Below are 19055 nucleotides of genomic sequence, written 5' to 3' on the forward strand. Positions count from 1 at the left end.
GGCCCGTGTGCGGTGGGTGTGACGGCCGGTGGTGTGGGTGTCCGCGGCAGGAGTGTGCAAGACGCCGCGACGACCGACGCGAGCGAGGCCGCGGCAGCAGGTGTGCGGGAGGCCGGGGCAGCCGGCGCACGGGAAGCCAGGTCAAGCGGCATGCGGGAGGCGTCGAGCCCGCCGGTGCCGCTGGGCCGGAACGACACACGTGACGTGCGGCCGGAACGCGGACGCGCGCGTGGTCATCCCCGGCCGGCCCGGGCCAGCGCCTCCTCGGCCTGTACGGCGATGGCGCCGACCAGTTCGGCGGCGGACGGCAGGTCGTCGATGAGGTCGACCGCCTCGCCGGCCCAGCGGGGCAGCGCGGGGATCTCACCGGCCGCGACAGCGGCCTGGTACGCCCGCACGGCCTCGGGGTCGCCGGCGAGATCGGCCTCCCGGCCACGCCACCGGTCGAGGAAGGGATGGCCGAGTGTGCGGGCGGTGTACTTCTCGGGCCAGGCCGAGCCCCGGGCGACGTCCAGCACCCGGCTGCGCTCGGTGTCCTCACCGCGCCCTTCGATGATGGCCCGGACCGTCCCCGGATCGACCAGGGCCTCGGCCGTGCTCTGGAAGCGGGTGCCCAGCAGTACCCCCGCGGCCCCCAGCGCGAGGGCCGCCGCCAGACCCCGCCCGTCGGCGATCCCACCGGCGGCGAGCACGGGCACCGGTGCGGCCAGGTCCACCACGACGGGCACGAACGGCAGCGTCGAGCGGCCGTGGCGCGCACCGTGCCCGCCGCTCTCGGTCCCCTGGGCCACGATGACGTCCGCACCCACGTCCACCGCCCTGCGGGCCTCGTCCAGGTCGGTGACCTGGACGATCAGCGGCACGCCCGCGTCCCGGACGGGCCCGGCGAGCGGCTCGGGGTCGCCGAAGGACAGCATCACCGCCGCGGGGCCGTACTCCAGCGTCCGTTCGACCACGCCTGCGTCCACCGCCCACGCCAAATAGCCCACGCCCCAGGGCCGTCCGGCGCTCTTCGCGGCCACGACGGCCGCCTCGCGGGCCAGCCAGTCGGGACTGTCCGTCCCGGCGCCCAGCAGTCCGAGCCCGCCGCCACGCGAGACCGCCCCCGCCAGGGCCCCGCCGGCCGAACCGCCCATCGGCGCGAGCGCGATCGGATGTTCCACACCGAACAGCTTCGTGAACGCGGTGGACAATGCCATGGAGTCATCATGGCCCTGTTCCGCGGTGTGCCACATCAGGTGGAAAGACGTTGCGTCGCAGGGGGTTCATGCCCGGACGTGGGACGGGTGCCACAGCCGAGCCGCACGGCCGCCACCGTGCGGTACACCGCCGGTGAACGGTCCGGCGGGCGTCTCACCGCCGTACGGCCCGGCGCGGAGGGTCGGCGGCGCTGACCACCGTGACGGCGAAGTACGTCGGTACGGCGAGGGCCGCCAGCCCCGCTGCCGCCGCCAGTGCCGCGGGCAGGGACCGGTTCGCGATCGGTCCGGCGAGGGCCGCCCCGGCCGCGAACCCGGTGATCTTCAAGCTGGCGCCGGTGGTGAAGATCTGGCCGCGCAGTCGGTCCGGGGCCTCGCGGTGCCGTACCGCGAACAGGGCGGTCAGCTGCGGTCCTTCGGCGACTCCGGTCATGAACAGGGCCGCCAGGACGGGGACCGGGCCGCCCAGCGCGGCCGACGCGAACGCGCCGGACTGGACGAGCGCGGCGACCCAGATGACCGTGTCCGGCGCCAGGGCGTGCGGAAACCGCGCGAGCACGGCGTTGGCGGCGAGCGCGGAGACGGCCGTGCAGGAGAGCGCCAGCGCGCCCCGCCCGGCGCCGCCGAGGACGCGTTCGCCCAGCATCGGGACGCAGCCGGTCAGCATGCCCTGAGCGGCGCTGCACACGACCGACACCAGGGTCGCCCGGAGAAGCCGGGATGCGCCGACGACGACCCGCAGCCCGGCGGCGAGGTCGTCGCCCAGCGGCCGCCGCCGTGCCTCACGCTCGCGGACGGCAGGTACCGGCAAGGTCCACGCGGCGGGCGCCGCCGCCCCGACGAGGGCCGCCGCCACCATGACCGCCGTCGCCGCTCCCCACGCCTGGGCGACGCCACCGGCGAGGACCGGGCCGGCCAGGCCGGCCGCGCCGAACGTCATGGCGTCGAGCGCGTTCGCCCGGGGCAGCCGGCCGTGGTCCGCGACTCGGGGCAGTTGCCCCGTCCAGCCGCCCGACAGGGCCGGGCCCAGCAGACCTGTCAGCACGGCGATCAGCGCGGTGACAGGGAATGGGAGCCGGCCGAGGCAGAGGAGGATCGCCGTCAGGCCGAGGGCGTACAGGACGAGCGCACCGGCCAGGAGCCGCCCCGGCCGCGCCTGCCGGTCGAGTACGACCCCGAGCACCGGGCCGCCCGTCGCGGCCGCCATCGTGATGGCCGCGAGCAGGGCGGACGCCTGACCGGCCGAGCCGGCGACCGCGAATCCCGCCAGCATCAGCGCCGGGCCCGACATCTCGTCGCCGGTCCGGGCCGCCATCGCCCCGGCGAGGTAGGGGACCATCGCGTCACGCGTCTTCACGTCGCTGACGTTACGCACGTAACCCAAAACTCATCAATATGCGTTACATTGCGCCCATGTCCCTCAGCGACGGCACCTACGCCGACTGGTCCACCCGGCACTCCGTGCTGAGCATGGCGCGCCGCACCGCCGCGCTGGTCAACGCGCTCGCCGGGGAGGACCCCGACCCCGTCGCCGTGGCGGAGGTGCTGCGCGCGCACGGCGAGCCGGATCCGGTCGGCCTCACGTCCGCGGATGTCACGCGGATGCGTGCCGGCGCCGTCCTGCTGCGGGAGGTGTTCGCCGCCGAGCACGCGGACGAGGCGGCCGGCGCCCTGAACCGCCTGCTGCTCACACGCACCGGGCCGCTGCGCCTGACCTCCCACGGCGGCCGCACACCCTGGCATCCGCACGTCGACGGCGACGACGACTCCCCCTGGGACGAGTGGTTCCTCGCGTCGTCCTGTCTGGCCCTGACCGTGCTCGTGTGGGACCGCCAGCAACCCCCCGGCAGGGTCTGTGCCTCGGCCGCGTGCGGCAACGTCTTCATCACCCAGGGTCCCGGCCCCGAGCGGCGTTACTGCTCCCGTCGCTGTGCCACCCGGGAAAGGGTCGCGGCCCACCGCCGCGCCCGCTCCGCGCGGTGAGCCGGGCCCGGGCGGCCGAGCGGATACCGCAGACCGGGGGCGGAGGCCGGGGGCGGACAGGCGGGCGCGCACACGGGCACGGAGGGCCCCGGGCGGGTCCTCGTGCCGGGCCTGTCCCGGAGCACACCGCGTGCGGAGCCGGACGATGCCGTGCACTGTGGAATGGCAGCGGCACGCTCACGGGCGGATCGCCCTGCGCCGGATGGTGTCGTGACGGCGTCCGGTGACGCCGGAGGACGCGGGCCTGAGCCCGGACGACAGCCGGAGGTTCCGGCCCCCGTGCACACGAGGAGATGCGATGGCCGATGCCGTAGCGCCGGTCCAGCCGGTCCTGGAACCCGCAGCGGCGGAGTTCGCGAAGGCGGCCGCCGATCCGCCGTTCCTCTTCGAGCTGCCACCGGCGGAAGGCCGCAAGGCACTCGACGAGGTGCAGGCCGGCGACATCGAGAAGCCCGCCGTCGACGAGGAGTGGATCACCGTCTCGAGCGGCCCGACCGGCAGTGTCCAGGCGCGGATCGTCCGGCCCGCCGGGGCCGAGGGCATGCTTCCGGTGATCCTGTACATCCACGGCGCCGGCTGGGTGTTCGGCAACGCCCACACCCATGACCGGCTGGTGCGCGAACTGGCCGTCGGCGCGGACGCCGCGGTCGTCTTCCCCGAGTACGACCTCTCCCCCGAGGCCCGCTATCCGGTCGCCGTCGAGCAGAACCACACCGTCGCGCGCTGGGTGGTCGAGCAGGGTGCCACGAAGGACCTGGACGGGGCGCGGATGGCCGTGGCCGGCGACTCCGTCGGCGGGAACATGGCCGCCGCCCTGACTTTGATCGCCAAGGAGCGGGGCGGTCCCGAGCTGGTCCAGCAGGTGCTGTTCTACCCGGTCACCGAAGCCGGCTTCGACACGTCCTCCTACCGCGAGTTCGCGACGGGGTACCACCTGCGCCGGGATGCCATGCAGTGGTTCTGGGACCAGTACACGACCGATGAGGACGAGCGCTCACAGATCACTGCCTCGCCGCTGCGCGCCACCATCGAGCAGTTGTCGGGACTGCCGCCGGCGCTGGTCATCACCGCCGAGGCGGATGTGCTGCGCGACGAGGGCGAGGCCTACGCGGGCAGACTCCGGGCGGCCGGGGTACCGGTCACGGCGGTCCGTTTCCTGGGCGTCATCCACGACTTCGTGATGCTCGACGCGCTCCGTGGCACCCAGGCGGCGGGCGCGGCCATCGACCTGGCGATCCGCACGCTGCACTCGGCCCTGCACACCGCCTGAGCCGACCCGACGACGGGGTGCCGGCGGCGGTCCGCTCCCCCTGAGACCGCCGCCGGCCGCTTGTCAGCCGACTGCCTCGCAGCCTTATTTCTCTTCCTCCGCACGACTTTTTTGAGCGTGGGAGGAATTCGGCTTTCCGTCGTCTACCCTCGCTCGTCCACATTAACGGCCGTCATCATGAAGAAATGATTCCCCGACGGTAATTCATACCGAACGACTAATAGTTCCGACTCGTGGCTCCGGCCGCGCCGGACCCCAGTCACCCGGGGGGTGGAGAGGCTTTCCACCCGCGTTCCACCCTTGTTCCACCCGTGGGCGCGTGCGGCCGACGGACCGGTCGGCGACCGTGGATGGTGACATCGCCGAAGGTGAGGAGCGTACGCGATGGCTCTTCCGAGTGTGGTCCGCCTTACTGGGCATCGTCGGATCAACTACCCGTCTGCGTGCACTGGTTCGGGGGCGCGGCCCTGGCCGGCGGGCTGGCGCTGCGAGCCTGGGGCATGCGCACTCTGGAGCAGTACTACACCCGCACCCGGTCGACGATCAACGGGTGGACCAGGAGGGTCCGTACCGCCTCATAGGCCATCCCGGATACCGCGGCAGCCTGCTGGTGTGGACCGGCTACCCGCTGGGCCTGGGCAGCTGAGCCGCGACCCTGGTCGTGGCCGCGCTGCTGACGGCGGCCTTCGGCACGGCCTGTACGGACCCTCGCGGGAGGACGAAGCGTCCGCGCTTTCTCATCTGACGAGCCGTCACCGGCCCGTCGCCTGCCGGCCGACCATGGGTGTCCCGGTCAGCGCCCCGCGGTCAGGTCGAGGTCCGTTCACCGCCAGCGTGCCGTGCGCCAGGCCCGTGAAATGGACCCATGACTGCACGAGCAGACCTGAACGGCAAGAAGGCACTGGTCACCGGCGGCAGCCGGGGCATCGGCGCGGCGACGGCACGACGACTGGCACAGGAAGGCGCGGACGTGGCCGTGACCTATGTGCACGGAAAGGAGGCGGCGGAGGAGGTGGTACGGGCCGTCGGGGCACTCGGTCGGCGGGCGGTCGCCCTGCGGGCCGATGCCGCCGACGCGGAGGAGTCAGCCGCGGCGGTGCACCGTGCGGCGGAGGCGCTCGGCGGCCTGGACGTGCTGGTGAACAACGCGGCCCTCGGGCTGATGCAGCCGCTGGAGGACATGTCGCTCGCCGACGTGGACCGGCTGATCGCGGTGAACATCCGCGGGGTGTTCCTCGCCTCCCAGGCCGCTGCCGCGCTCATGGGACCCGGCGGCCGGATCATCACCGTCGGCAGCTGTGTCACCCGGCGCGTGCCCGGCCCAGGCGCCACCCTGTACGCGATGAGCAAGTCGGCCGTCGTGGGGCTGACGAAGGCGCTGGCACGGGAGCTGAGCGGGCGCGGGATCACCGCACACATCGTCCACCCGGGCCCGATCGACACCGACATGAACCCCGCCGACGGGCCCTTCGCCCACGGCCAGGCGGCCATGACCGCCCTCGGCCGCTTCGGCACCGCGGAGGAGGTGGCGTCCGCGGTCGCCTACCTCGCGGGCCCGGAGGCGGTGTACATGACCGGTACGGAGCTGTCGGTGGACGGCGGCTACGCGGCATGAGCGGGCCGGGGCGCAGGGGGCTCCCCGCCCGTGCGCCCCGGCTCGCCCCGGGCCGCCGAACGCGCCGTAAGCCGAACGCTCCCCCGGCCGGACGGGCGTGGCCTTCGTGCCGTGCTCGCCGCTGGGCCCAGGCAATCCTGACCGGTGCGTTCGCGGACGCGGGCAAGCAGACGGCTCGGGCGGTGCTCAGGCCGCGTCTGTCGAGGCACGCGGCGACGCTACGGGCGCGGGGTGCGGGTGTCGTGTCCGCCTGGCGGCCCGGAGACGGGGATGCCCAGGTGGCGTAGTGCGGACGCGGCGGCTCGGGCTCCGCACATGCCGTGCGCGCCGGGGCCCGGCGGGGTGGCCGCCGAACAGAGGAACACCCCGGGCAGGCCGGTGGCGTAGGGGTCGAGGGCCGGACGGGCGCCCAGGAGGAGCTGAGGGGTGGTCTTGGCTCCGGTGATGACGTCGCCGCCGGTGAAGTTGGCATTGGCGGCGGCGAACCGGGCGGGCGAGGTGGCCTGTTGGGCCACGACACGGTCGCGGACGCCGGGGGCGAAGCGCTGCAGTTGGCGGAGTACCGCGTCGGTGGCGTCGCCGTCGTAGCCGTACGGCACATGGGCGTAGGCGTACACGGGGTGGATGTCACCGGCCGAGCGGGAGGGGTCGGCCAGGTACTGCTGGGCGACCAGGACGAAGGGACGCTCGGGCATGCGTCCGGCGACCACGTCCCGCTCGGCCCGCACCACCTCGGCGAGCGGGCCGCCGAGGTGCACGGTGACGGCCCGGCGCGCTTGCTCGTTCGTCCAGGGCACTCCGCCTTCGACTGCCAGGTCGAGCTTGAAGACGGCGGGTGCCCGGCGGAACCGCAGATAGGCGGCGCGCACCGGGTCCGGCAGCCGGTCGCCGTAGAGGGCCGCGACCTGGCCGGGGTCGAGGTCGAGGAGGGTGACGTCGGCGGCCGGGAGCTGCCGGTGGTCGGTGACGCGGACACCGGTGTGGACGGTGCCGCCGTGCCGGCGCAGCACGCGTTCCATGGCGAGCGTGATGGACCGCGAGCCACCTTCGGCCACGGCCCAGCCGGCATCGTGGCCCGCGGTGAGGATGCCGAGTCCGACGGCCGAGGTGAACGGGCGGGACAGCGGCCGCATGGCGTGTGCCGCGACTCCGGCCCACAGGGCCCGTGCCCGCGGTGTGCGGAAGAGCCGGGCGAGGACGGTGGCGGGCAGGGTGGTCGGCAGGCCGAAGCGGGCGAGCAGCAGCGGATGGGCGGGCATGCGCGTGAGCGGTCCCAGCGCGTCGCGCGCCAGGGCGTCCCAGTGCCGTACCGGGGTGCCGAGGAGGGCCCGGTAGCGGTCGCCGTCGGCGCCGAGGAGGCGGGCGGTGTCCGGCACGGAGCGCAGCAGGACCCCGGCGCTGCCGTCGTCCAGCGGGTGGACGCAGTCGACGTCGGCCGTCCGCCAGCGCAGCCCGTGCCGCTGGAGTCCGAGCGCGCGCAGGGCCGGGGAGGCGGCCGCGACCGGGTGGACGGCCGAGCAGTGGTCGTGGCGGAGGCCGGGCAGGAGGGCCGCGGAGCTGCGGGTGCCTCCGCCGGCCTCGTCCGCGGCTTCCAGGACCGTCACGTCGAGCCCGGCCCGGGCGAGAAAGGCCGCCGCGGCGAGCCCGTTGGGCCCGGCGCCGACCACGACCGCGGATGTCATGCCCTGCCCCCAGGGGGTTACGCCGTCGAATCACACGGCCGGAACGATCGTAACCCGTGGGACCGGGCGGGGCCCGGCTCAGGACTGGGGCCGCTTGCCGTGGTTGGCGGCGTGACCGCGGCGCGCCTTCTTCTTCCTGCGTCGCTTCGAGGACATGACGGCCTCCTGAGGGGAGAACAACGGGGAGTGATGCGCTATACGATAAGAAAAATATGCTTCTTGTGTGGATTCCTCGCATCTCGGACGCATCGGAGAGGAGCCGGACATGACCAGCGATCCGGAACCGATCAGCGCCACGGCACGCCGCGCGTTGGAGCAGGAACTGGCCGACCTGCGTGAGGAACGGCGGCTCGTCGCCGGTACCGTGCGGGACACCAGCGAGGTGGGGGACAGCGCCGACGAGGCCGACGAGTTGCGGCGCGCCGACCAGCTCGGCCGCCTGGACCGCCGTATCGAGGACATCACGGTACGGCTGCGTCAGGCGGAGACGGCCGGTCCCCCGCCCACGGACGCTGTGGGCGTGGGCAGTACGGTCACCGTCCGCTTCCCCGACGGCTCGGTGGACACGCTGGAGGTGGGCGAGGTCGCCGAGGTGCTGGACCAGAACCTGGTCACGTCGGACAGCCCGCTCGGCCGTGCCCTGCTCGGCCACCGGCCCGGCGACACCGTCCGTTTCACCACCCCGGGCGGTCCGGCGAGCGCGGTGGTGGTGGCGATCGGCGAGGCGGACCAGGCCCGCGAGGACGGCTGACGGCACCTGCCACGGCCGTCACCGCTGCGTCACCGTGGTGCCCGTTCCGGCGGGATCCGCACGGTCGCCCGAGTCGCCGTTCCTCCGCACCGAGCAGTGCAGCGAGTCGTCCACCACGTCCGCGACGATCGTGTCCCCGGGTCCGGCCTCGCCGCTGAGCAGCAGGGTGGCGATGCGGTTGTCGAGTTCGGCCTGGATGGTGCGGCGTAGCGGGCGGGCGCCGAACTCCGGCTGGTGGCCGTGTGCGATGAGCAGCTTCTTCGCGGACTGTGTGACCTCCAGACCCATGCCCTGCGCGTGCACCCGGCGCTTGCTCTGGTCCAGCAGGTGGTCCATGATCCGGCTCAGGTCGTCCCCGGTCAGGCCGTGGAAGATGATGATGTCGTCGATGCGTTTGAGGAACTCCGGCAGGAAACGGGTCCGCAGCTCGTCCGTCAGCGCGTCCTTCAGCTCGGACACATCGCCCTTGTGGTCGAGGATGCGGTGCGCCCCGATGTTGGACGTCATGATCACGACGCAGTGCCGGAAGTCGACGGTGCGGCCCTGGCCGTCGGTGATCCGGCCGTCGTCGAGGATCTGCAGCAGGGTGTTGAACACATCGGGGTGGGCCTTCTCCACCTCGTCGAACAGCACCACGCTGTACGGCCGGCGGCGCACCTTCTCGGTCAGCTGGCCCGCCTCCTCGTAGCCGACGTACCCGGGCGGGGCGCCGACGAGCCGGGTGACGGTGTGCTTCTCCTGGAACTCGCTCATGTCGAAGCGGATCATGCGGTCCTCCTCGCCGAACAGCAACGCGGCGAGGGTCTTGGCCAGTTCGGTCTTGCCGACACCGGTGGGGCCGAGGAAGAGGAACGAGCCGACGGGCCGGTTCGGGTCGCCCATGCCCGCGCGGTTGCGGCGCACCGCCTGCGAGACGGCCGTGACAGCCTCGTCCTGGCCGACGATCCGGGCGTGCATCTCCTCCTCCAGCCTGAGGAGTTTCTCCTTCTCGCCGGCGGTGAGCTGGGCCACCGGGATGCCCGTGCGGCGCGAGACGACGTCGGCGATGTCGGCGGCCGTGACGGACACGACGCCCTCCCGGTGCTCCTCGATCCCGGCGAGTTCGCCCTGCACCTCGGCGATCTCCCGCTTCAGTTCGGCGGCCCGCTCGAAGACCTCGGCGGAGACGGCCTGTTCGAGTTCCCGGCGCAGCGTGGCGATCCGGTCCTCGCGCCTGACGATCTCGGTGGAGCGGCCCACGCTGCGCAGCCGCACCCGGGCGCCGGCCTGGTCCATGACGTCGATGGCCTTGTCGGGCAGGAAGCGGTCGGTGATGTAGCGGTCGGACATCTCGGCGGCCGCCGCCAGCGCCGCGTCGTCGAAGCGGACCTGGTGGTGAGCCTCGTAGGAGTCGCGGAGGCCTTCGAGGATCTGCACGGTCTCCTCGACGGTGGGCTCGGGAACCGTCACCGGCTGGAAGCGGCGCTCCAGGGCCGCGTCCTTCTCGACGTACTTGCGGTACTCGTCGATGGTGGTGGCGCCCACGACGTGCAGTTCGCCGCGCGCGAGTGCGGGCTTGAGCATGTTGCCCGCGCCCATGGAGCCCTCACCGGTGGCTCCGGCGCCGACGACCGTGTGCAGTTCGTCGATGAACAGGATGATCCGGCCCTTGGCGGCCTGCACGTCCTCTATGACCTTCTTCAGCCGCTCCTCGAACTGGCCGCGGTACTGCGCGCCCGCCACCATGCCCGACAGGTCCAGGGCGACGACCCGCTTGTCCTTCAGGGTGTCGGGGACCTCGCCCGCCACGATGCGCTGTGCGAGCCCTTCCACGATCGCGGTCTTGCCGACGCCGGGTTCGCCGATGAGGACGGGGTTGTTCTTGGAGCGGCGGGAGAGGACCTCGACGGTCTGCTCGATCTCCTCGGCACGTCCCACCACCGGGTCGAGTCTGCCCGCCCTGGCCTCTTCCGTCAGGTCCCGGCCGAACTCGTCCAGGGTCGTGGCCGGCTTGGACGTTGCCGTGCCCGCGCACCGGGCACACGCCGGCGCCGGGACGGCCGAGGTTGCCGCGGAGCAGAAGGAAGTTGACGACTTCGCGGATGGTCGGGACGCCGTGCTTGTGCTGGGTGAGTCCCATGGCCCAGCAGACGATGATCTTTCCGCTGCGCAGCACCCGGTCGTGGACGGCCTCGATCTCCTCGCGGCTCAGTCCGGTCGCGGCCAGGACGTCCTTCCAGGCGGTCTTGCGGACATGCTCGGCGAACTCGGCGAAGCCGGTGGTGTGGGCGCTGATGAAGGCGTGGTCGAGTACAGTGCCCGGACGCTCGTCGGTCGACGGCGCCGGCCGGCTGGTCGCGACGGGCGAGATCGACCGGGCGATCGTGGACCGGCAGGGCTTTCTCGCGCAGGCACCCGACCCGGACGACGATCGCTGACCGGCGCGGTTCACACCGGTGTGTGCCCCTCCAGGTAGGCCCGTACGGCCGCCGGAAGGTCCGCGTCGGCGGTCTCGGCGAGCGAGGCCCAGCGCAGTTGCTCCGGCGCGAGGCGGGCCCCGCCGGACGGGGACTCGCTCAGCAGTTGGCACACCACGGGCGTGGCTCCGTCGTCCGTGCTCAGGCTCTCGGTGCCGTCGACGAGGTAGCCGGTGAGTTCGTAGACGACGCGCGCCGCGGTGGCCTCGGCCGGCTCGGCCTCTTCGGGAGTGCCGGACGGCAGTCTCCAGCCCTCGCCCCGCTCCGCCAGCAGCAGCCGCCCGTCGTACAGGACGACGGCCTCCACCACACCGTCGGCGGGCTCCAGCGTCATGACCGACCAACCCCTCCCCCGGCGCGCTCGGCCGGGCTCTCCTCCCCTACCCAGGGCCGGGCGGTCATGCACCGAGGGCGGGTCACTTCTCCGCCGCCGCCACGGCTCACGCACGGTGGGCGCCGGTCAGTACAGCACGGGCAGGTCCCCGGGCCGGACCCGCACCGTCACGGGCACGGTAGCCTCCACCTCGCCGTCGGCGCCGTAGTAGACGGGCCGGCTCGCCTCGATGCGCAGTTCCCGGCCGCGCAGGACGCGCACCTCGGGGCGGTGCACATGACCGCCGGTCTTCAACTCGTTCATGAGGGCGAAGAACAGCCGGCGGGGTGCCTCGCGGATCATGACGACGTCGAGCAGGCCGTCGTCGACGCGGGCACCGGGGGCGATGAGCCGGCCGGAGCCGTAGTAGGGGGAGTTGGCGGCGACGACGGTGTAGCCGCGGTGGGTGTGGTCCTCGCCGTCGACGGTGACGCGGTAGTCGGCCGTGCGCCAGGTGGTGACGGCGCGCAGGCCGCCCGCGTAGTAGGAGGCCGCGCCGCGCAGCAGTCGGGCGTGGTTGGCGTAGCGGTTGGCCACGGCGTCGACTCCGGCGTACACGCTGCCGAGGACCACTGTGCGCTCATGGCCGGCCGACTCCACCTCGATGGTGTCGACGGGCCGGGGGTCTGCGTTCAGCAGGAGGGCGGCGAGGGCTGCCGGGTCGGAGGGCAGGTCCAGCGCGCGGGCGAAGTCGTTGCCGCGTCCCGCGGGAACCAGCCCCAGGACGGCCCCGGTGCCGCTCAGTGCGCCGCCGATGCCGCCGGCGATGCCGTCCCCGCCGACTGCCAGGACGATCCGGCCGCGTTCCCCGGCCCGGCGGGCGATGTCCTGGGCGTGGGAGAGGCTGTGGCTGTACTCCGTCTCCAGCTCTGCCCCGCCCTCACGCAGCAGCCGGGCCAGGCGGAGCAGGGCCGCCGCCCTGGTGGAGCCTCCCGCGGCGGGGTTGACGACGGCGGTGAACTGTCGCATCGGTGTGCCTCCGGGGCGGTGAGGGCAGCGGCGGATCGCGCTGGGGGGGCGGGGGGGTCGGGCAGGTGGTGAACTGGGCAGCGGCTTGGACGCATCCGGCGGGGCTGGGTCCGTCCGGAGAGTGCATCAGACCTGGGGGGGCAGGCCCGACTGGTGAGGCGAGGCGTCAGGGGGCAGATGCGGCCGACGGAGCGGCCCCGCCCATCGGCCGACCGGTCAGCCGGTCAGCCGGTCAGCCGGTCAGGTCGCCAGCTGGTTACTCGGCCGCTGCGCACTCCGTCACTCCGTCAGGCCGTGGTTGGGCAGCAGGACACCGGGGTTGAGCAGGCCCTCGGGGTCGAGTCGTCGCTTGACGGCGCGCAGGGCGGAGACGCCGAGGGGACCGGCCTCACGGACGTACCAGTCGCGGTGGTCGGTGCCGACGCCGTGATGGTGGGAGATCGTGCCGCCCGCGGCGAGGACGGCCTCGTTGGCCGCGCGCTTGGCGGGCTCCCAGTGGGCCACCGGGTCCTCGCCCTGGGCGCTGACCACCGTGAAGTACAGCGAGGCGCCGTTCTCGTACACATGGGAGATGTGGCACATCACCAGGGGCGGGGTGCCGGCCTCGGTGAGGGTGTCGGTGAGCGCGGTGCGGACCGCGGCGTAGAGGCCGGGGACACGGGACCAGAAGGCCGCGGTCTCCAGGGTCTCCGCGAAGGCGCCGACGTCGAGCAGCGCGTCGCGCAGATACGGCGCGGAGAAACGTCCGTGTGCCCAGCGCTCGCCCGGTTCCGCGCCGACGAGGGTGCCGCCGCAGGCGGTCAGGACAGCGGCCGCCCGCTCCCGCCGCCGCGCGGTGTCCTCGGCGGTCCCCTCGTAGCCGGTGATGGCGAGGCAGCCGGCCGCGCTCTGGCTCAGGTCTCCGCCGATGGCGTCGGGTTGGGCGAGGCCGATGAGGGTCTCGGTCTCGTCGGACAGGCGCAGGACGGTCGGCCGGGGCCCGTCCTGGGCGAGCCTGCGCAGGGCTACGGCGCCCTCCTCGAAGGAGGCGAACCGCCAGCCCTCGTAGAGGCGCGCCTCGGGCAGCGGGCGGATCCGGACGGTGACGGAGGTGATGACGCCGAAGGCGCCCTCGGAGCCGAGGATCAGCTGGCGCAGGTCGGGTCCGGCGGCGGAGCGCGGGGCGCGGCCGGTCTCGATGGTGCCCTCGGGCGTGGCGAGGGTCAGGCCGAGGACCATCTCGTCGAAGCGGCCGTACCCGGCGGACGCCTGGCCGCTGGAGCGGGCCGCGGCGAAGCCGCCGATGGTGGCCCACTCGAAGGACTGCGGGAAGTGCCCGAGTGTGAAGCCGTGCCCGGCGAGCAGCGCCTCGGCCTCGGGGGCGCGCAGGCCGGGCTGGAGGACGGCGGTGCGCGAGACGGGGTCGAGGTCGAGCAGACCGTTCATCCGGCGCAGGTCCAGGGCGATGAACGCGCTGCGCTGCGGGGCGAGTCCGCCGACGACCGAGGTGCCGCCACCGAAGGGCACGACGGCGAGGCCGTGCGCGGCGCAGGCGCGCAGGACGGCGAGGACCTCGTCGTGGGAGCCGGGGAGCACGACGGCCTGCGGGACGTCCGTGACGTCTCCGGCGCGGATGCGCAGCAGGTCAGGGGTGGACTTGCCGCGGGTGTGCCGGATGCGGCTCTCGCCGTCGGTGCGGACGTGTTCCTCCCCTCCGACGGCCTCGGCGAGCGCGGTGAGCGCGGCCGGTGAGGCCGTGCCGGCGGGCACGCGGAGGTCGTCCAGGGCCGGCGCGGGTGTGGTGCGGGGCTTGACCCCGAGCAGGTCGCGCAGCAGGCCGGTCACCGAGTCGGGCAGGGGTGCCGCCTTGGCCGGGTCGCCCCAGCCGTTCCACAGCATGTCCATTGAACGGTCGTCCTCACAGGTCGTCGTGCTCGGTTCGGTGCTCGATGTGCTCGGTTCGCGCGGCGGCACGGTCGCCGTTGCCGACAGGGCTTCCGCTGCCGGACCCCCAGGGCGTTACACTGTGACACATGACGCCTATTCGTCACAACGGTTCGGACAATGATCATGTGCTCGACGCGGTGCGCGACTGCGTGCTGGCCGTCGGGGTGCGCCGCACCACCCTCGCCGACGTGGCCCGCCGCGCCGGCGTCTCGCGGATGACGCTCTACCGGCGCTGGCCCGATCTGCGGACGCTGGTCGGCGACCTGATGACCCGCGAATGGATCGACGTGGCCACCCGGGCCATCCCCGAGACGACCGGCGGCACCGACACGCGCACCCGGATCGTGGCCGGACTGGTGGCGGGCGTCGAGGCGTTCCGGGCGCATCCGCTCTTCCGCAAGATCGTCGACGTCGATCCGGAACTGCTGCTGCCGTATGTCCTCGACCGGCGCGGAGCGAGCCAGGAGGCGCTGCTGGCGCTGCTGGCCGACGCCCTGCGCGAGGGCCACACGGACGGCTCGGTGCGCCCCGGCCATGTCCAACGGCAGGCCCGTGCGCTGCTGTTGACGGTGCAGTCCTTCACCCTGTCCCTGCGCACGATGACCGAGGAGGACGATCCGGAGCTGGACTCCGCAGCGTTCCTCGGCGAGTTGCGCACCCTCCTGGAGAGGACCCTCACGCCATGAGCCACACCAGGACCGGCATCGGCTCGTCGCTCAGCGCACAGCGGCGCGCCCGGGAACGGGCCGAGGCCGCGGACGGCAGGGTGGTGGACGTCCTGGTCGTCGGGCTCGGTGCCACCGGTGCCGGAGTCGCGCTGGACGCGGCGGCGCGGGGGCTGGACGTGGTCGCCGTGGACGCCCACGACCTCGCCTTCGGCACGTCCCGCTGGAGTTCGAAGCTCATCCACGGCGGGCTGCGCTACCTGGCCTCCGCGCAGTTCGATGTCGCACACGAGAGCGCCGTCGAGCGCGGCGTGCTGATGACGCGCACGGCGCCGCATCTGGTCACCGCCCAGCCGTTCGTCCTGCCGCTGACCCCGCTCGTCTCCCACGCGCAGGCATCGTTGGCGTGGGCCGGGCTGCGCGCGGGGGACGTGCTGCGGCTGGCCGCCCGCACCCCGCGGCGGGTCCTGCCCGCACCGCGCCGGCTCACCGCGACGGAGGCCCGGCACCTCGCGCCCTCGGTCCGCCCGGCCGGGCTGCGCGGCGGACTGCTGTCCTGGGACGGCAAGGTGACCGACGACGCCCGGCTGGTCACCGCCCTGGCGCGGACGGCCGCCGCGCACGGGGCACGGGTGCTGACCCGGGTCCGGGCCCTGGAACTGACCGGGACGGGGGCCCGGATCCGCGACGAACTCACCGGAGACGAGGGCGAGATCAGGGCCCGCGCCGTCATCAACGCGAGCGGCGTGTGGTCGGGCGACCTCGTCGAGGGCGTCCGGATCCGGCCGTCCCGCGGTACCCACCTCGTCCTGCGCTCGGAGCGGCTCGGCGCGCTGCCGGCCGGCCTGCACATCCCGATCCCCGGCGAGACCAACCGTTTCGTGCTGGTCCTGCCCCAGGGGGACGGCCGGGTGTACGTCGGGCTCACCGACGAGCCGGTCGAGGGCGACGTCCCGGACGTCCCGGAGGTACCCGAGACGGACATCGGCTTCCTCCTGGACGTCCTCGGCTCGGCCCTGGCCGCACCGGTCACCCGGGACGAGGTCGTCGGCGCGTTCGCCGGGCTCCGTCCCCTGCTGGACACGTCCGGCCAGGACGGCCAGGACGGCCAGGACGGCGTGCCGGCCCGCACCTCCGACATCTCCCGCCGGCACGCGGTGCTGACGTCCCCCGACGGGATCACGACGGTCGTCGGCGGCAAGCTCACCACCTACCGGCGGATGGCGCAGGACGCCGTGGACGCCGCGATCGCCGCCCGGCGCCTCCCGGCCGCCCCCTCCCGCACCGCCGGACTGCCCCTGATCGGTGCCGCGCCACCGGCCCGGCTCCGTGCCCTGGCCGCGCCACCCCGGCTGGTCCGCCGCTACGGCACCGAGGCCGAGGCCGTGCACGCCCTCGCGGCACAGGACCCGGCGCTGGCCGAGCCCGTGCTGCCCGGCCATCCGGTCACCCGCGCCGAACTGCTGTGGGCGGTCCGGCACGAGTGCGCCCTGGACGAGTCCGACCTGCTGGACCGCCGCACCCGCATCGGCCTGGTCCCCGAGGACCGCGCCGAAGCGCTCGGTGCGGCGCGGGAGTCGCTGGCGCGGGAGGAGGCCGTACACTCCTGAGCTACCGGCCGGAGCCCCGCACCGGGCAGGGGGCGCCGCACGGACGGGACGCCGGGACGCGCCGCACGGACGAGAGCACCGGCCTGCTCACGGCGGCCCGGGCGGCGCGGGCCGCCCCGCGCGGGACGCGAACCCCCGGCCGGAGCGGACAGGGTGGCGTACGGCCCTGAACCGCCGCTCGCCGGCAGGCCGTCGGGGGGTCACAGCAGGCGGCGGATGTCACCGCGGACGCGGTAGAAACCGCCGGCCGCCGGGTGCAGGGCGTCCACGACGTAGCGGGCGCCCGGCTGCCGTATCGCGCGCGGGAACTGGACGTTCCAGGAAGTGTCGTAGCCCTCGGACACCACGTGCACCCGCATCCGGCCGCCCTCCTGGACGCACTCGACGACGACGGATCCGGCGGGAGCCCGGTCGACGGTGGAGACCGCGGCCACCGCGGTGGCGGGCTGGTAGGTCGGCAGGGCAGCGGCGAGCTTGATGTCCCGTGCCACCGGCACCGTGCCCTGCTGGGCCGCGGCGATGGCCGCCTCGCTCGCGTCGACGCACACCAGGGAACCGTCGGTGGTCACCAGGTACAGCCGCTCGTCGCGGTACTGCATCGACAGTGCCGAGCCCCCGCCCGTGCCGAGCTTCCACAGGCGGGTGCCGTGCCGGTCGAAGCAGTAGACCGAGGAGGAGGCGTCCCCGGCGAAGACGAACCGGCCGCCCGGCGAGGTGGCGCACGAGTAGACCGCGCCGTCGCAGGCGTACGTCGCCTCGATCCCGCCGGTCGCCTTGGACAGGCGCTGGACCACGCGGTGCCCGGTGCCCGCGTAGACGGCGTCGTCCTCCTGCCAGCCGAACAGCACGCTCCCCCGGGTCTCGGTGTGCCACAACTCGCCGCCGCCGTCGGGCGCGTAGGCGGTGACGCCCCGGTGGTGGCCGTGGTAGACGGCCCGGTCGTCGGCGCGGACCATCCAGGCGTGTTCGCCCTGGCTGCGGCGGGACCACTGGTGTTCGTCCTCGTGGTCGATGACGGTGAGCCGGCCCGCGCGGTCGGAGACGTTCAGGACGCCCTCGTGGATGTCCAGCCAGAAGATGTCGACGTCGGCGGCGATGTCGTACGCGGCGAACGGCAGCTTGGAGGACAGGTCGTAGACCTTGCCGTCGTCGCAGCCCGCGTAGATCCAGAAGTCGTCGGCGACCAGGCACTTCACCCCGTCCGGCAGGCCGAACCGGGCCAGGACGGCGCCCTCGTGGTCCAGGGTGTAGACGTCGCCCGCCTGGTTGCCCACCCAGCAGCGGTCGTCGTCGACGTGGATGCCGAAGGCGGACGAGCCGGTGCGGAAGCGCCACAGCACGGGAGCCACCGCGCGGGCGGTCGACGGCGCGGAGCTGACCTGACGGCGGGTCACCGCGCGCGGGGCGCGCTGTCCCTGGACGGCGGGGGCGTATCCCTTGCGGACCTTCTCCCCCACCTTCTTCGCGGCGGCCGCCCTGGCCTTGTCGGCGGTCGGGAACGTCGTGGTCTGGATCTGCCCGGCCGCGCCGATCCTGCCGTACCGCACCGTCACCACCAGGCCGTCGACGGTCACCTCATAGAACTTGTGCGCACCGCCGCCCTCCTGCGACAGCTCCAGATACGTCGTCGACACCGCGGACGCCGTGGACATGGCAGACCCCTCCCAGGACGGACCCGCGGCCGTTCCAGCAGGTCCTCACTGATCACACCGTAGAGGCGGCCACTGACAACGGGCCGGTGCGGTACGGTCCGTCATCGGCCGGCCGGGCCCATCCCGCCCATGAGCTGGCGCAGGCAGTGCAGTGCGAGGGCGGCCGGGGAGCCCTCGCCGGTGACTCCGGCCTCCGTGCCGGCCCAGGTCTCCAGGGCGATGCGGATGGCGTCCGTGGCGGCGGCGGCGATCAGGCGCACCCGCACCTCGTCCACCTGCCCGTCCGGCCCGTCCGGCCCGTCCGCGAGGCGGGCGACGACGGGCACAAGGCGTTCCTCGGACTCCTGGTTGACGCGGTACCAGACCGCGCGCAGCGCGGGATCGTCGGCGGCCGCCCGCAGCAGGCCCCGGGTGCGCAGCAGCGCCCGCGCGGCCTCCTCGTCGGGCGCCGCCAGGGACTGCTCCACCGCGGTCTCCAGTGCCTGGGACACGCCGGTGCCCGGCTCTGCCGCCTCCAGCAGTGCCCGCCAGCGGTCGGCTCCGGCGGCGAGGAGCGGGCTGACCGCGTCCTGCTTGGAGCGGAAGTAGCGGTAGAAGGTCCGCAGCGCGACCCCCGCGTGCCGGGCGATCTCCTCGGCGGTCGTCGCGTGCGGGCCCCGCGCGGCGAAGAGGTCGGCCGCCGCGTGCGCGATCTCCAGCTGGGTGGCCGCCTTGCGGCGCTCGTTCAGGGACGCGGACGGCGTGGCGCTCGCCCCGGTCGGCTTGGTGCTCACCCCAGAAGAGTACGGCCCGGCACCGCTCTATGGCATGTATTGGCGCAGTGGCAAAACGTGCCACCTAGGCGTAACGTGAAGCGCGTGAGGACGTCGGCGGGCAAGAGATCCGGCGTCGCGAGGGGCCCCGC

General features: G+C 73.8%; 15 protein-coding genes and 2 pseudogenes. 6 read left to right on the forward strand and 11 right to left on the reverse strand.

The features are described 5' to 3' along the window. Positions 1 to 233 precede the first annotated feature (233 nt). Together ACZ60X_RS16045 and ACZ60X_RS16050 are read right to left on the reverse strand one after the other, a co-directional pair. Complete coding sequence (locus ACZ60X_RS16045; protein ID WP_469598541.1) at positions 234 to 1199, reverse strand: NAD(P)H-dependent flavin oxidoreductase; 966 nt, start codon at positions 1197 to 1199, stop codon at positions 234 to 236. A gap of 154 nt (positions 1200 to 1353) precedes the next feature. Next, positions 1354 to 2538, reverse strand: coding sequence for an MFS transporter (locus ACZ60X_RS16050; protein WP_469599216.1), 1185 nt, complete (start codon positions 2536 to 2538; stop codon positions 1354 to 1356). 74 nt (positions 2539 to 2612) lie between these two features. Between ACZ60X_RS16050 and ACZ60X_RS16055 the strand changes: the two genes are divergently transcribed. The 3 genes from ACZ60X_RS16055 to ACZ60X_RS16065 all read left to right on the forward strand — a co-directional run bounded on the left by ACZ60X_RS16055 (position 2613) and on the right by ACZ60X_RS16065 (position 6067). Continuing rightward, on the forward strand, positions 2613 to 3182 hold the full coding sequence (locus ACZ60X_RS16055) for a CGNR zinc finger domain-containing protein (RefSeq protein WP_469598543.1): 570 nt from the start codon (positions 2613 to 2615) through the stop codon (positions 3180 to 3182). A gap of 298 nt (positions 3183 to 3480) precedes the next feature. After that, the gene (locus ACZ60X_RS16060) at positions 3481 to 4452 is read left to right on the forward strand and encodes an alpha/beta hydrolase (protein WP_469598546.1); all 972 of its coding nucleotides are present in this window, start codon (positions 3481 to 3483) and stop codon (positions 4450 to 4452) included. Positions 4453 to 5317: 865 nt separating this feature from the next. Then, entirely contained in the window at positions 5318 to 6067 is a 750-nt protein-coding gene (locus tag ACZ60X_RS16065; RefSeq protein WP_469598548.1) for an SDR family oxidoreductase, read from the forward strand. A 218-nt stretch (positions 6068 to 6285) separates the two neighbouring features. Here ACZ60X_RS16065 and ACZ60X_RS16070 read toward each other — a convergent pair whose 3' ends face one another. Together ACZ60X_RS16070 and ACZ60X_RS16075 are read right to left on the reverse strand one after the other, a co-directional pair. Next, positions 6286 to 7749 (reverse strand): phytoene desaturase family protein, encoded by a 1464-nt coding sequence (locus ACZ60X_RS16070; protein ID WP_469598550.1) that lies wholly within the window; start codon positions 7747 to 7749, stop codon positions 6286 to 6288. Positions 7750 to 7827: 78 nt separating this feature from the next. After that, positions 7828 to 8016 (reverse strand): hypothetical protein, encoded by a 189-nt coding sequence (locus tag ACZ60X_RS16075; protein WP_469598552.1) that lies wholly within the window; start codon positions 8014 to 8016, stop codon positions 7828 to 7830. Between ACZ60X_RS16075 and ACZ60X_RS16080 the strand changes: the two genes are divergently transcribed. Further along, positions 8015 to 8500, forward strand: coding sequence for a GreA/GreB family elongation factor (locus ACZ60X_RS16080; RefSeq protein WP_469598554.1), 486 nt, complete (start codon positions 8015 to 8017; stop codon positions 8498 to 8500). The genes ACZ60X_RS16075 and ACZ60X_RS16080 overlap by 2 nt on opposite strands. An 18-nt stretch (positions 8501 to 8518) precedes the next feature. On the opposite strand, the pseudogene ACZ60X_RS16085 reads toward ACZ60X_RS16080, so the two are convergent. From ACZ60X_RS16085 to ACZ60X_RS16105, 5 genes and pseudogenes are all read right to left on the reverse strand, one after another. Continuing rightward, positions 8519 to 10492 (reverse strand): annotated as a pseudogene (locus ACZ60X_RS16085) (ATP-dependent Clp protease ATP-binding subunit); the annotation flags it as partial. Then, a pseudogene (locus ACZ60X_RS16090) lies at positions 10473 to 10811 on the reverse strand (hypothetical protein); the annotation flags it as partial. The pseudogenes ACZ60X_RS16090 and ACZ60X_RS16085, both read right to left, overlap by 20 nt. Positions 10812 to 10927: 116 nt before the next feature. Further along, complete coding sequence (locus ACZ60X_RS16095) at positions 10928 to 11290, reverse strand: NUDIX domain-containing protein (RefSeq protein ID WP_469598556.1); 363 nt, start codon at positions 11288 to 11290, stop codon at positions 10928 to 10930. Positions 11291 to 11416: 126 nt separating this feature from the next. Then, positions 11417 to 12298 (reverse strand): diacylglycerol kinase family protein, encoded by an 882-nt coding sequence (locus tag ACZ60X_RS16100; RefSeq protein WP_469598558.1) that lies wholly within the window; start codon positions 12296 to 12298, stop codon positions 11417 to 11419. Between the two features lie 279 nt (positions 12299 to 12577). Beyond that, entirely contained in the window at positions 12578 to 14182 is a 1605-nt protein-coding gene (locus tag ACZ60X_RS16105) for an FAD-binding oxidoreductase (RefSeq protein ID WP_469598560.1), read from the reverse strand. A gap of 128 nt (positions 14183 to 14310) precedes the next feature. Here ACZ60X_RS16105 and ACZ60X_RS16110 point away from each other — a divergent pair, with 128 nt between their 5' ends. Continuing rightward, positions 14311 to 14910: a TetR/AcrR family transcriptional regulator gene (locus ACZ60X_RS16110; protein ID WP_469598562.1), complete on the forward strand. Its 600-nt coding sequence runs from the start codon at positions 14311 to 14313 to the stop codon at positions 14908 to 14910. Beyond that, positions 14907 to 16499, forward strand: a complete 1593-nt coding sequence (locus ACZ60X_RS16115; protein WP_469598565.1) for a glycerol-3-phosphate dehydrogenase/oxidase — start codon at positions 14907 to 14909, stop codon at positions 16497 to 16499. Before ACZ60X_RS16110 ends, ACZ60X_RS16115 begins: the two co-directional genes overlap by 4 nt. A 200-nt stretch (positions 16500 to 16699) precedes the next feature. Here the strand turns inward: ACZ60X_RS16115 and ACZ60X_RS16120 are convergent, their stop codons facing one another. Further along, positions 16700 to 18151 (reverse strand): WGR domain-containing protein, encoded by a 1452-nt coding sequence (locus ACZ60X_RS16120; RefSeq protein WP_469598567.1) that lies wholly within the window; start codon positions 18149 to 18151, stop codon positions 16700 to 16702. A 101-nt stretch (positions 18152 to 18252) separates the two neighbouring features. Further along, complete coding sequence (locus ACZ60X_RS16125) at positions 18253 to 18924, reverse strand: TetR/AcrR family transcriptional regulator (RefSeq protein ID WP_469598569.1); 672 nt, start codon at positions 18922 to 18924, stop codon at positions 18253 to 18255. Positions 18925 to 19055 lie beyond the last annotated feature (131 nt).

Source organism: Streptomyces sp. NPDC104106, assembly GCF_055584345.1.